A 13470-nucleotide genomic window follows, 5' to 3' on the forward strand; every position below is an offset into this window, starting at 1 on the left:
ACGGGGAAAAGAGATTCACGCGGCACCACTTTGTGCTGCCCACGAGCCTTTTGGCTCACCCTCCTTCCCCATCGTTGGACTTTTCGGTGTCGATGAACGGCACCGTTAGACATGAGCCGGTCGTGCGCGGAGCCATTTGCTCACGACCATAAGTGAAGGAGTATGGCATGGATCGTTCGCAAAAAGCCGACGCGGTTGCCCAGCTCAATGCGGTCTTCAACGAGGTCAGCGTGGTGGTTGTCACCCGCAACCTCGGCATGACGGTGGCACAGTCCACCGAACTGCGCACGAAGATGCGCGAAGCTGGTGCTTCCTACAAGGTTGCGAAGAACCGTCTCGCCAAGCTCGCCCTGAAGGACACCGATTACGTCGGGCTCGAGGAATTCCTCAACGGCCCGACCGCGCTGGCCTGGTCGGAAGACCCGGTTGCGGCTGCCAAGGCTGCTGTCGATTTCGCCAAGACGAACGACAAGCTGGAAATCGTCGGTGGCTCGATGGGCACGCAGGTGCTCGACGAAGCCGGGGTCAAGGCACTCGCCTCGATGCCGTCGCTCGACGAACTGCGCGCAAAGCTGGTTGGTCTCGTCAACGCCCCGGCAACCAAGGTTGCACAGGTCGTCAACGCGCCCGCCGCCAAGCTCGCTCGTGTGTTTGGTGCCTATGGCGCCAAGGACGCGGCCTGAGAGACGCTTTCTTAGCACAGACACGAAACATCATGGGGCACCAAACCCGCCCCGCCACATAATTGGAGTGAACCATCATGGCTGATATCGCCAAGCTTGTTGAAGAACTTTCGAAGCTGACCGTCCTCGAGGCAGCTGAACTCGCAACCGCACTTGAAGAAGCATGGGGCGTTAGCGCCGCTGCTGCTGTTGCTGTTGCTGCACCGGCTGGTGGCGGCGATGCCGGCGCCGCTGCTGAAGAGAAGGACGAATTCGACGTCATTCTCACCGGCGACGGTGGCAAGAAGATCCAGGTGATCAAGGAAGTCCGCGCCATCACCGGCCTGGGCCTCACCGAAGCCAAGGCTCTCGTCGAAGGCGCGCCGAAGGCTCTCAAGGAAGGCGTCAACAAGGCAGAAGCCGAAGAAGTCAAGGCGAAGATCGAAGCTGCCGGCGGCACCGTCGAGCTCAAGTAAGCTTCTTTCAGTTTCGACTGACCAGAACAGGGCGGTGCCAGCGATGGTGCCGCCCTTTTTCTTTGCCGCACCGGCACTCACTCTGGTGACATTTACGCCACATTTTCCATAGCTTCGCGACAATTGCGCACCATGTCGCGCAAATACAGTTCTGCCGCCTGTTGCCCGCAGTAAACCCGCTCCCGATCCAATCTCGGATCACCTGAGGGGTTACAAAACCAATGAAAAAAGAACTCGCCCTGCTGGCTTTGGCCGCGGGTCTGAGCACCGGTGGATGCGCCACCGTGCTCAATGGAACCAACATTGACTACTCGACCGAAACCAGTCCGACGGGAGCGGATGTGGTCTTCCTTGGCGGGCTTTCCTGCACATCGCCTTGCCAGCTGGAAATGCGCCGCGGTTCGGACACGCGGGTCGACATCACCAAGGACGGCTACGAGCCGGTCTATGTGCTGATCCAGTCGCGGCTCGGCGGATCGACTTTCGGCAACATCCTGCTCGGCGGCGGTATCGGCGCAGCGATCGACGGTGGCAATGGCGCGAGCAACTTCCTCGCTCCGCGTCCGCTGATCGTGAAGCTGGCACCGCTGGGTTCGGGCGAACCCGCCTTGCTGCTCGACAAGGACGGCGCGGTGGTCAGCACGGTTGACGAGCACAATGATCAGGTGCGTGCCGATGTCGCCAAGACGATCGGCAACGACCTCGCCGAATATGAAGGAAAGCCTGAAGCAGGCGAATAACCGCCGCCATTCGGGATCAAAAAGGGCGGCTCCAGCGATGGAGCCGCCCACTTTTCAGCCCAATCAACCGCGAGGGTTACTGGCGTGGAATCTGGTCGATCAGCGCGGCGTCGGAACGGAAGGTCGGTGAACCGATCTGTTCGACATGTACCTTCACCGCCTGCGGCGCATCCTTGTAATCGATCCCGAAGGCGACCTCGTCATAAACCGGATCATAACTGATCGGCACACCGGCCGCCTGCAACTGGGCGAGTGTCAGGAAGCTGTCGAGTCCGCCAGCACCCCTGATCCTGTCCAGTTCATCCGCACCGAAACGGTTGCGCAGCATGTCCACCACCGAACCCAGCCGCACCGCAATGGTGCCGTCAAGCTGACGGAAATCGACCTTGCCCGTGATCACCCCGTTGATCCGTGCATCAAGGCGCGTCTTGATCACCAGTTCGTTCTGCAGATCACGCGCACCCGGCGTGGATTGCGGTGTGGGTATCGGCACCGCTCGCACCGTATCATCCGGAGCGGGTTCGGGAGTGCGCGGCGGGCGAACGGGCGGGCGCGTTGCAAGCGCGAGCGAATTGCGGACATCACCGCTTGCACCCAAAGTTCCTGTGAAAGCCGCAACGGCCGCTTCCTCGTTCGAAACCTCGCTGCGCGCGACCGGAGAGCTGGCGGTGAGCTGGCGTTGCGGCCGCACAGCGGCTCTCGGCTCGGCAGGAGTCTCAGTCAGCCTCGGTGTGAAACGCAGGGCATCGGCGATTTGCGGCACGTCGATCACGCGGGTGCGGATCGCACCCGAAATCGCATTGATCCTGCCTTCCGGCTGTTTGGGCAGCCCGCGCGAAACCGCCATCGTCACAGGAGACGGCATTTCGACCCCCGCAAAGGCAAGGTCGAACCGTTCGGAACCCTGCTCGAGGAAATCGAGCGGCAGCACGCGTTCGCGGCTTATGGGCGCGGTGCGATTGCTGAGCGTGACAGAAGCCGGAGCCGCGACCTCTGCCGCCATGACAGGAGCGTACACCGGGGCAGGCGCGCCGACTGCCGGGGACCAGACGGGTTGCTTCAGAACATCGACGGGCTCGCGCACCTCAAGGCGAAGCAGCGGGGAATCCATGGCGCCGACAGACAGATCTGGCACGGTCACCGCAATCGCAATTGCCGCAGCACCAGCGAAAATCCGCCCTTTGCCGAACTTGCGCGAGGCCCCCTCCGCTTGCGCGTCATAAGCTGTTTCCGGGTATGTCTGCACCGAATCCCCCGTAATTACCCTTATGTGGGGTTATGAGGAATTTGCCGGGTTATATAAAGGGCTTTCTCCGTGAGCCGCACCGGTCGTTCCCCGCCCAAGACGAATTTCCCTTCCCATGGCTCGCCCGCGACCCTATCGCGACCCGCTCGCCCCGTCGCGAGCGAAGCTGATGTCATGCGCGATCCGGCACCTCTCGAAACGCCCACCTGGGGACAGGAACTGCGGGCGACCGCCCTGCTTGCGGGGCCGCTGGCGCTCGCCAATCTGCTGCAGATGCTGACCTATGCCATCGATGTGATCTTCATCGCGCGGCTGGGTGAGGAACCGCTGGCGGCATCGGCTTTGGCAGTTTCCCTGTTCGGGCTGGTGCTGTGGGCGATGACCGCGCTTGCAGGGGCGGTCGCGCCGCTTATCGCTGAGGCGGTTGGCGCACGCAGCCCGTCATTGCGCCCGGTGCGCAGATCGGTGCGAATGGCCCTTTGGCTGGCTGTAATCAGCGGGATTGCAGGCATGGGCATTTGCCTGCTGCTGGAGCCGATCATGCGCGTCACCGGCCAGCAAGAGACGATCATCGCGCTCGCCACGGATTACAACTATCTCATCGTCTTCTCGATGGTGCCGATGTTGCTCGCCGCCGTGCTGCGCAATTTCGTCTCCGCACTGGGCCGACCGATCTTCGCCACGGCTATCACCGGCGCTGGGATCTTCGTGAACGGCTTCGCCAACTACGCTTTCATTTTCGGAAATTTCGGTGCCCCTGAAATGGGGCTTAGAGGCGCTGCCGTCGCGACAATCCTCACCGCCCTGTTCACGCTTGCTGCATATGTGCTGGCGATCCGGCTTGACCCTCGCTTGCATCGCTTCCGGGTGTTTGGCCGGCTGTGGGCACCCGATTGGGAGCGATTCCGGCAATTGGTGAGGATCGGCACGCCGATCGCGCTGACGGTTACCGCGGAAGCCGGGATTTTCGGTGCCGCCGCCTTTATGATGGGACGCTTTGGCGCCGCCGAACTGGCCGGGCATACGGTAGCGCTGCAACTCGCCGCGCTTGCATTCCAGATTCCGTTCGGCGTCAGCCAGGCCGCGACCATTCGGGTCGGCTATTTCTATGGCGCGCGCGACGGGGAAGGTATCAAGCGCGCGGGCTGGGTTGCTCTGGGCCTCGGGGTCGGCTTCATGAGCATGACTGCGGGCGCGATGGTGTTTGCGCCCTATCTGCTGCTTTCCATCTACGTCGATCCCTATGCCGCCAAGAATGCGGCATTGGTCGGCTTTGCCCTGCAATATTTGGTGCTGGCCGCCGCTTTCCAGATCGTCGACGGCATTCAGGCCGTCGCTGCGGGGGCCCTGCGCGGATTGCAGGACACCCGCGTGCCGATGTGGATCGCGATCTTCAGCTATTGGGTGCCGGGCATCGGCGCCGGGATCGGGCTCGGGTTCTTCACCAGCCTGCAGGGGATCGGGGTCTGGATCGGCCTTGCCACCGGCCTCGCCTTTGCCGCGATCCTGCTGCTGTCACGATGGATGGCCCGCGAACGGCTGCAACTGACCCGGCGCAGCAGCGTAGCAACGGTCAGCCCGCAACCCGCGTGATAACCTCGCGCTGCGGGAACGGAATGGTCAGCCCCACTTCGTCGAACCGCGCCTTTACCGCTTCGGTCAGATCCCAGGAAAGGTTGAGGTAATCTGCGGTTTCGCACCACACCCGCAAACCAACCCCGACCGAGCTGTCATCCAGCGAATTGACGAATGCGACAGGCTCAGGCTCTGCCAACACCCGGTCGTCCGCCTTTGCCAGCGCGACCAGCTCGTTGCGCGCCTGTTCCATGCTGTCGCCGTATCCGATCCCGACGATCAGTTCGAAACGGCGAACGGGATGGCGGTGGAAATTGGTGATCGGATGGCTCCAGAGTTCAGAATTGGGAACAAGCAGGAACAGGCCGTCGAACTGCTTCAGCTCGGTCGTGAACAGCCCGATTTCCTGCACTACGCCACTGATCGGTCCGGCCTGAATCGCTTCTCCCACCTTGAAGGGACGCTGGGTCAGGATCATCACGCCCGAGGCGACATTGCTCAGCGTTCCCTGCAAAGCGAGCCCCACAGCGAGGCCCATCGAGCCAAGAACCGCAAGGATGCTGGTGGTTTCTACCCCGAACTGGGCCAGCACCGTTGCCAACACCAGCGCGTAGAGCCCGTATTTCACCAGGCTGGACAGGAAGTCGGCGACAGTTGGGTCGAACCGGGGCGAGGCCCGCAGCATCCGATCGGCCCATTTCGAAAGAAGCCGGGCCAGGATCAGCCCGATGACAAGCACTGCGAATGCACCGGCAATCGAGAAAAGATGGTTCTGCAACCAAGTCACAGCCGCTTCCGTAAGGTTGATTGCAATCGCGTTCTTGTCTGATTTCATTGAATTTTCCGTACCTTAATCATCCGAACTGTGGGCATCGCCAACACCCTATCCAATCTACAACCCGGCATGATGTTTCCAAAAATTTTTTCGCGCCGCGGCTGTTGACTCGTGCGCAGCCCATCCCCAAATGCGCCGCGCTGGCACTCTCGGGGAGAGAGTGCCAACAGACATATCAACCCAACAAGAAAGGTCATTAAAATGGCATTTCGTCCCCTGCACGACCGTGTTGTCGTGCGCCGCATCGAAGCCGACCAGAAAACCGCTGGTGGCATCATCATTCCCGATTCCGCACAGGAAAAGCCGAGCGAAGGCGAAGTTGTCGCCGTGGGTGAAGGCGCCCGTGACGACGATGGCGATCGCATCCCGATGGATGTGAAGGCCGGCGACCGTGTGCTGTTCGGCAAGTGGTCGGGCACCGAAGTCAAGATCAACGGCGAAGACCTGCTGATCATGAAGGAAAGCGACATCATGGGGATTATCGGCTGAGCCCCGAGGCCATAGCCGTATTCCACAACCGCTAATCCAAACAATCATACATTCCAGGAGAAACACCAATGGCTGCCAAGGACGTACAGTTCGGCCGCGAAGCGCGTGAGCGCATCCTGCGCGGCGTCGACACCCTCGCCAATGCCGTCAAGGTCACGCTCGGCCCCAAGGGCCGCAACGTCGTGATCGACAAGAGCTTCGGCGCTCCGCGCATCACCAAGGACGGCGTCAGCGTCGCCAAGGAAATCGAACTCAAGGACAAGTTCGAGAACATGGGCGCGCAGATGCTGCGTGAAGTTGCATCGAAGACCAATGACCTCGCCGGTGACGGCACCACCACCGCCACCGTTCTCGGCCAGGCGATCGTGCGCGAAGGCATGAAGTCGGTTGCTGCCGGCATGAACCCGATGGACCTCAAGCGCGGCATCGACACTGCCGTTGCCAAGGTGGTCGAAAACCTGAAGTCGCGTTCGAAGGATGTGTCCGGCTCGAACGAAATCGCTCAGGTCGGCATCATCTCGGCCAACGGCGACCGTGAAGTCGGCGAAAAGATCGCCGAAGCCATGGAAAAGGTCGGCAAGGAAGGCGTGATCACCGTCGAGGAAGCCAAGGGCCTCGAATTCGAGCTCGACGTTGTCGAAGGCATGCAGTTCGACCGTGGCTATCTTTCGCCCTACTTCATCACCAACCCGGACAAGATGACGGTTGAACTCGACAACCCCTACATCCTGATCCACGAGAAGAAGCTGTCGAACCTGCAGGCGATGCTGCCGATCCTCGAAGCTGCTGTTCAGAGCGGTCGCCCGCTGCTGATCATCGCCGAGGACATCGAAGGCGAAGCGCTGGCGACGCTCGTCGTCAACAAGCTGCGCGGCGGCCTGAAGGTTGCAGCGGTCAAGGCACCGGGCTTCGGCGATCGTCGTAAGGCGATGCTGCAAGACATCGCGATCCTGACCAAGGGCGAGATGATCAGCGAAGACCTCGGCATCAAGCTCGAGAACGTCACGCTCGGCATGCTCGGCCAGGCCAAGCGCGTCACCATCGACAAGGACAACACCACCATCGTCGATGGCGCCGGTGAAGAAGCCGACATCAAGGCTCGCGTCGGTGAAATCCGCACCCAGATCGAGAACACCACCAGCGATTACGACCGCGAGAAGCTGCAAGAGCGTCTCGCCAAGCTCGCCGGCGGCGTTGCCGTGATCAAGGTCGGCGGTGCTTCGGAAGTCGAAGTGAAGGAGCGCAAGGACCGCGTCGACGACGCCCTCCACGCAACCCGTGCGGCTGTCGAGGAAGGCATCGTTCCGGGCGGCGGTACCGCTCTGCTCTATGCCACCAAGGCGCTCGAAGGCCTGAAGGGTGAAAACGACGACCAGACCCGCGGCATCGACATCGTTCGCCGGGCGATCATGGCGCCGATCCGTCAGATCGCCGAAAACGCCGGTCACGACGGTGCGGTGGTTTCGGGCAATCTGCTGCGCGAAGGCGACGAGACGCAGGGCTTCAACGCTGCGACCGACACCTATGAAAACCTGGTGGAAGCCGGCGTGATCGACCCGACCAAGGTTGTGCGCACCGCTCTGCAGGATGCAGCTTCGGTTGCCGGCCTGCTGATCACCACCGAAGCGGCAATCACCGACGCTCCGGAAGACAAGGCTGCTGCACCGGCAATGCCGGACATGGGCGGCATGGGTGGCATGGGCTTCTAAGCCAAGCCACGCTTCAACAGCTGAAAAGAAAGGCCCCGGGGGACATTCGTCCCTCGGGGTTTTTCGTTGGTCGAATGACAGGGTTCCCAAGAACGGCCGCGTGGCGCATGGTTGCGGCTTTCAAGAACTAGGGGACTCACCGTGAAAACCAGATTTGCAGCCTTGTTGCTCGCCTCGGTCGCATTGGCCGGATGCGACGGCATCATGACCACTGCCGCGACCATCGAATGCACCACCACGCAAGGCGAATGCCTCAACGAATGGTTCGAAACCAAATTCCAGGAAGAACTGGCATTCTCGCCCATTCGCCAGACCGCGCTTGGCATGAAAACCAATTATGACAAGATCGACGACCTGAGCACCGAGGCCATGATGGAGCAGGTGAACTGGTGGAAACAGGCGCTCGTCGATATGGAGGCGAACTTCGATTACGACGCGCTGTCCGCTCAGGACAAGATTTCCTACGACATGTTCAAGTACCGGGCCGAGCGTGCAGCCGCGGCGGCGGAGTTCATGGAGCAGGAATACATCCTCGACCAGATGAATGGCGCCCACACGTTCCTGCCCAGCTTCCTGTTGAGCCAGCACACGGTCGAAACCGAAAGCGATATGCAGGCCTTCATCGCCCGCATCGGCGGCATTGGAACGGCGATCGACCAATTGCTTGCACGCGCGCAGGCCAATGCCGAAGCCGGCGTGCGCCCCCCGCGCTTCGCCTATGACGCGGTGATCGCGGAAAGCGGCAAGATCATCGGCGGCGCCCCGTTCGATGAAAGCGGCGAGCCTTCGGCACTTTGGGCAGGGGTGGAAGGACACCTTGCCAGGCTGGTTGAAGACGGGACCATTACCCAGGAACGCGCGGACGAACTGCGCGAAGAGGCACGGACCGCGCTGACCACGCAGATGGCCCCAGCCTATCAACGCGTCATCGACTGGTTCAAGGAAGACCTTCCCAATTCCGATGAAGAGGCAAAGGGCGCGACCACGCTGCCCAATGGCGAAGCCTATTACGCCGACCGGCTCAAGGACATGACCACAACCGATCTGACCGCGGACGAAATCCACGATCTCGGCCTTGCCGAAGTCGCGCGGATCCGCAGCGAGATGGAAGCCATCATGGCAAAGACCGGTTTCGAGGGGACTCTGCAGGAGTTCTTCGTATTCACCCGTCAGGATCCGCAATTCTTCTTCTCGGACGACGAAGCCGGGGCGCAGGCCTACATCGACCGTGCGACCATGCACATCGACAAGCTGAGCGAGCGCCTGCCCGAATTCTTCGGCCGCCTGCCAAAGGCCGCGCTTGAAGTTCGCCGGGTGGAGGCATTCCGCGAACAGGATGGCGCCGCACAACACTATCGTCCGGGCACCCCGGACGGTTCGCGTCCGGGCATCTATTACGCGCACCTCTCCGACATGACGGCCATGCCGATCCCGCCGCTGGAGGCGATCGCCTATCACGAAGGCAATCCGGGCCACCACATGCAGGTGTCGATCGCGCAGGAACTGGAAGGCGTTCCGCGCTTCCGTTCGCAGGGCGGCTTTATCTCTGCTTATGGCGAAGGCTGGGCGCTTTATGCCGAAGCGCTGGCCAAGGAAATGGGCGGATACGAAGACCCCTATTCGGAGTTTGGCCGACTGCAGAGCGAAATGTGGCGTGCGATCCGTTTGGTCGTCGACACCGGCATCCATGCCAAAGGCTGGACCGAGGATGAAGCGGTTGCCTATTGCCTCGAAAACTCGCCCAACCCGGAAACCGTCGCACGCAGCGAAGTGCAACGCTATTTCGTGATGCCGGGGCAGGCCACCAGCTACAAGATCGGAATGATCCGCATCCAGGAACTGCGCGCCAAGGCGCAGAAGGAACTGGGGGAAGATTTCGACATTCGCGGCTTCCACGATACCGTTCTGGGCGGAGGTTCGGTGCCGCTGCCGATCCTCGAAAAGATGGTCGACAACTGGATCGCTTCGGTGAAGGCCGGCGAGGCCTGATCAACAGCTAAACGCCAAAGCAAAGGGCCGGGGCAGCAATCGCTACCCCGGCCCTTTTGTTTTGGCTTTATGGGTGCCTTAGCCGCCCTTGCGAGCCGCTTCGATCGCTTCGATCACGCTTGCATCCCAGGTCACCTGAGTCTGTGTCTGCGGGTTGAAGCGGGTGTCCTCGTAGCTGGCGGCTTCGGCAGCGGCGATTTCCTCGGCAGTCAGGAATTCGCTCGGCTCCAGAGCGAAGACATCGACGCCGCGGGTGATTTCGGTGCCGTAGATGCGACCGTTATACCAGTAGGACGACCAGTACCCGCCAACCACCAACTGCTCATCGCTGATGGGGCCGCGATCGAAGAACGCGATTTCAACGGGGTTGCTGCTGTCGGTGAAGTCCATCACGCTGATGCCGCCCTGATACCACGACTGCACGAAGATATCACGGCCAGGGACAGGGATGATCGAGCCGTTGTGCGCGACGCAGTTTTCCTTGTCGCCCTGCGGCCCGGGCATCTTGTAGTGGCTGCGGAACTCCAGCTTACCGTCGACGATGTCATAAATCGCATTGGCGCCCCAGGTCATCGGGTCCGATGCCTTGCAGCGCGGACGGCCACCGCCGCCCCATTCGTCGGTGAAGATCACCTTGGTGCCATCGTTGTTGAACGTCGCCGAGTGCCAATAGGCAAAGCCCTTGTCGAACACCGCATCGATGCGCTTGGGGTTCATCGGATCGGAGATATCCATCAGGATGCCGTTGCCCGAGCATGCGCCTGCGGCGAGGTTCAGCGCCGGGAACACAGTGATGTCGTGGCACTGATCGGTCCGGCGGGTATCCTGCGCACCCGGCTCCGCTTCGCCGCCCTGCCACAGGCCAGCGATCTCGCCGGTTTCGTCATCGGCGAAAACTCGCGGGCTGCTGATGATGCGCGAGCGTGACGGGTCAGCCAGCGGTATTTCGATCACGTCGATGCTGAAATAGGCGGTGCGGCTGTCAGCCGGGTTGTCGATGCAACCGGCCAGTTCCTCTTCCTCGCGGATGCGCGACGTGCCCGAGTTGTAGACGATCAGACGTTCTTCATTGGCGCTGACGATCGAATGCGTGTGGCTGCCACGGCAGGTCTGGACCTGCCCGACCTGACGCGGAGCAGAAAGATCGGAGATGTCGAATACACGCAGACCGCGGAACCGTTCGGCACTCACCTCTTCCTCGACACCCTGCAGGCCGCAATCGACCCGCCCACGGGTCTGCTCGACGCTCATGATGAGGATATTGCCGAGAACCGAAACGTCACCTTGGCCACCCGGACATACGACGGAGCTGAGCAGGTTGGGCACGCCATCTTCGCCAAGGCGGTAGATGTTGAAGCCGTGATAGTTCCCCGCAACCATGATGTCGTCGAAGAACGCCATGTCGGTATTTGCGAAATCGAGCAGCGGCGAACGCTCTGCAAACTGGGTCAGGCTTTCACCGGCTTCGGGCTCGGCTTCGCCTTCAGCGGCCTCCGCAGCAGGGGCCGGCGTTGCTTCTGCGGCGCCTTCAGCCTTTTCGTCCTTTTCTTCCTCGCGAGGAGGCAAGGCCGGACGCAGATCAGCCGGATTGCCCGGATCGAAGAAACCCGCCGGCTTGCGCAGGCTGACGACGTGGCGCAGGTTCATGATCGCTTCGCCGGCATCATCGAAGCCAGCCGCCAGATTGGCGCGCGGATCGGGCGAAATCCCGGCGAGCAGCACGTCCATGCGCTTGATCTCGGCGTTCTGATCATTTTCGACATCGCTGACGAAGCGGAACAGCACCGGGTCTGCCGCGCTGCCTGCCTGACGCAGCAACGCCTCGACCATGTCGATCGCGCCTTCGTGGTGGGCAATCATCAGGCCAAGGAACATGCGATCGAACTCAGCACCCTCAAGCGAGGCTAGCTTCGCCATCTGCTCAGGGGTCGCCATGCCGGACATCTGCGAATGGTCCACCATCGCATGCATGGAGTGATCCATGCCGGAGTGATCCATCCCCGAATGATCCATGCCGACCATCACGGTCTTTTCACCGCGATCCGACAGCCACTGGTTCATGAATTCGATTTCGTCGGCCTGGCTCGAAAGGATGCGGCCGGCAACGGTGACGACATCTTCGTTATTGGTGCGGTCCTCAACCAGCTTGGCCATCTCAACGGCCTGCTGATGGTGGACGATCATGCCCTGCATGAAAGCCACGTCGGCTTTGACATAGGTTGCCTTGGCCAGTTCCGTCGCTTCTTCAGCAGTCAGAGTGCGGCCGGCCTGACCCGGAGCACCCGGCTGCACGATCGGCGCCGTCCGCGCCATCGCCAGCGTCGATCCGCCCAGCAGCATGGCAGTGAGAATAGCGCGAGAACCCGAAACAGCGTTGCGTGGTGTAATCATGATCGTCCCTGTTGAGTGATGGAGCGGCTCTGTCTGCCCGACTGCACCGTGCAGTCAAGGCTGCGATGACAATGCCGCAACCGATATCGATGAAGGCAAAACAGGAACCTTCCAATGGCGCGAATGTTCCATTCTGGAGTGGTTTCACAACTCCGGTCGCGTGCCGCGCACATTTCGTCGCACCAGACGAACCGGGTTCTTGCCGCGACGAATCCGGCCAACGTAGAATCTTTCGTTAAGTCGCCACTAACCCCGTTTGGAGTATTTCTGGCTGATGGCTTCCCCGAACCGACCGACCCTTCTCAAACGTTTCGCAACTGCTTTTGCAGCTTTCGCGGCGCTGCTGTCTTTGCCTGCGGCAGCACAGACCAACGAGCTTCAATCCAGCTTTGACGACGCGTTCGGCACCGAAATGCGCGAGCCGCAGAGTTTCGAGGCGATCTATTCGAGCGGCTTTGAACAGCGCATCGCGGAACTCGCCGATGGGGCTCAGGGGCGAATTGGCGTGGCGGCGCGCGATCTCGCTACTGGCGAGCAAATCATGGTGCTGGGCGATCAATTGTTCCCGATGGCATCGACCAGCAAGATTGCGGTGGCGGCAACCTATCTCGAAATGGTCGAGCAGGGCCGCTATTCGCTGACTTCGGAATTCCCCCTGCTGATCCCGATCCGTTCGGCCAAGTTCTCATCACCCGCCGCTCCGGTGCGCGAAGGGCAGTACATGCCCGCGATCGACCTGATCGAGATCATGATCACCCGTTCGAGCAACCCTGCAACCGACGCGTTGCTCGCAGCTGTCGGCGGGCCGGAAAAGGTCAACGACTGGATGCGGCGGCAGGGTATCGAAGAGTTCTCGATCGACCGCGACATTGCAACGCTGGTGCGCGATGATGGCGAGTATGATCCTGCGAGTTGGATCGATCCCCGTGATGCCGCAACTCCGCGTGCGATGGTGAAGCTGCTCGAAGGGCTCTATCGCGGTGCTTTCCTTTCGGATCAGAGCCGCCAGGTGCTGCTTGGCGCGATGAGCCGCACGGTCACCGGCCAACGCCGGATCGTGGCACACATGCCCGATGAAGCCCGTGTGAGCCACAAGACAGGATCGCTCAACAACACTTCCAGCGATGTCGGGATCATCGAAACACCCGATGACCGCGCGATTGCAGTGGCAATTTACGTAACCGGGCAAGGATCGCGTTCGGCACGTGAGGCGCGGATCGCGGCGATCGCCCGCGCGCTTTACGACGGCTTCAACGTCAGGGCGCGTCAGAACCGGAACTGGACCAGCGCTGACCGCACCGGCGGCTGAACGGCTGCATTCCGAGCCAGGAAAAAGGCCGGGCAAAGAAAAAGGCGGC

Annotated in this window: 11 protein-coding genes; 8 read left to right on the forward strand and 3 right to left on the reverse strand. The window is 61.3% G+C overall.

Going from position 1 to position 13470, the window contains the following annotated elements:
• Positions 1-167 precede the first annotated feature (167 nt).
• The 3 genes from rplJ to L1K66_RS00710 all read left to right on the forward strand — a co-directional run bounded on the left by rplJ (position 168) and on the right by L1K66_RS00710 (position 1878).
• Positions 168-683, forward strand: coding sequence for a 50S ribosomal protein L10 (rplJ, locus tag L1K66_RS00700; protein ID WP_034955613.1), 516 nt, complete (start codon positions 168-170; stop codon positions 681-683).
• 77 nt (positions 684-760) lie between these two features.
• Positions 761-1138 carry a 50S ribosomal protein L7/L12 gene (gene rplL / locus L1K66_RS00705; RefSeq protein WP_034955615.1) on the forward strand — a complete coding sequence of 126 codons (378 nt, stop codon included), beginning with the start codon at positions 761-763 and terminating at the stop codon, positions 1136-1138.
• A 221-nt stretch (positions 1139-1359) separates the two neighbouring features.
• Positions 1360-1878, forward strand: coding sequence for a hypothetical protein (locus tag L1K66_RS00710; RefSeq protein ID WP_252259100.1), 519 nt, complete (start codon positions 1360-1362; stop codon positions 1876-1878).
• Positions 1879-1954: 76 nt separating this feature from the next.
• Here the strand turns inward: L1K66_RS00710 and L1K66_RS00715 are convergent, their stop codons facing one another.
• Positions 1955-3124 (reverse strand): hypothetical protein, encoded by a 1170-nt coding sequence (locus L1K66_RS00715; RefSeq protein ID WP_252259102.1) that lies wholly within the window; start codon positions 3122-3124, stop codon positions 1955-1957.
• A gap of 174 nt (positions 3125-3298) precedes the next feature.
• Here L1K66_RS00715 and L1K66_RS00720 point away from each other — a divergent pair, with 174 nt between their 5' ends.
• Complete coding sequence (locus L1K66_RS00720; RefSeq protein ID WP_252259103.1) at positions 3299-4717, forward strand: MATE family efflux transporter; 1419 nt, start codon at positions 3299-3301, stop codon at positions 4715-4717.
• Here L1K66_RS00720 and L1K66_RS00725 read toward each other — a convergent pair.
• On the reverse strand, positions 4698-5534 hold the full coding sequence (locus L1K66_RS00725; RefSeq protein WP_034955622.1) for a mechanosensitive ion channel family protein: 837 nt from the start codon (positions 5532-5534) through the stop codon (positions 4698-4700). The genes L1K66_RS00720 and L1K66_RS00725 overlap by 20 nt on opposite strands.
• A gap of 201 nt (positions 5535-5735) precedes the next feature.
• Between L1K66_RS00725 and groES the strand changes: the two genes are divergently transcribed.
• The 3 genes from groES to L1K66_RS00740 all read left to right on the forward strand — a co-directional run bounded on the left by groES (position 5736) and on the right by L1K66_RS00740 (position 9721).
• Complete coding sequence (groES, locus tag L1K66_RS00730; protein WP_034955623.1) at positions 5736-6023, forward strand: co-chaperone GroES; 288 nt, start codon at positions 5736-5738, stop codon at positions 6021-6023.
• A gap of 68 nt (positions 6024-6091) precedes the next feature.
• The gene (groL, locus tag L1K66_RS00735; protein ID WP_034955625.1) at positions 6092-7732 is read left to right on the forward strand and encodes a chaperonin GroEL; all 1641 of its coding nucleotides are present in this window, start codon (positions 6092-6094) and stop codon (positions 7730-7732) included.
• A 141-nt stretch (positions 7733-7873) separates the two neighbouring features.
• Positions 7874-9721, forward strand: a complete 1848-nt coding sequence (locus L1K66_RS00740; RefSeq protein WP_252259105.1) for a DUF885 domain-containing protein — start codon at positions 7874-7876, stop codon at positions 9719-9721.
• A 78-nt stretch (positions 9722-9799) separates the two neighbouring features.
• Here the strand turns inward: L1K66_RS00740 and L1K66_RS00745 are convergent, their stop codons facing one another.
• The gene (locus tag L1K66_RS00745) at positions 9800-12112 is read right to left on the reverse strand and encodes a DUF305 domain-containing protein (protein ID WP_252259106.1); all 2313 of its coding nucleotides are present in this window, start codon (positions 12110-12112) and stop codon (positions 9800-9802) included.
• 274 nt (positions 12113-12386) lie between these two features.
• On the opposite strand from L1K66_RS00745, the gene L1K66_RS00750 reads away from it, so the two are divergent.
• A complete protein-coding gene (locus L1K66_RS00750; protein WP_252259108.1) occupies positions 12387-13421 on the forward strand; it encodes a serine hydrolase in 1035 nt (344 codons plus the stop codon).
• Positions 13422-13470: the final 49 nt, after the last annotated feature.

Source organism: Erythrobacter aurantius, from assembly GCF_023823125.1.
GTDB classification, from domain to species: domain Bacteria; phylum Pseudomonadota; class Alphaproteobacteria; order Sphingomonadales; family Sphingomonadaceae; genus Erythrobacter; species Erythrobacter aurantius.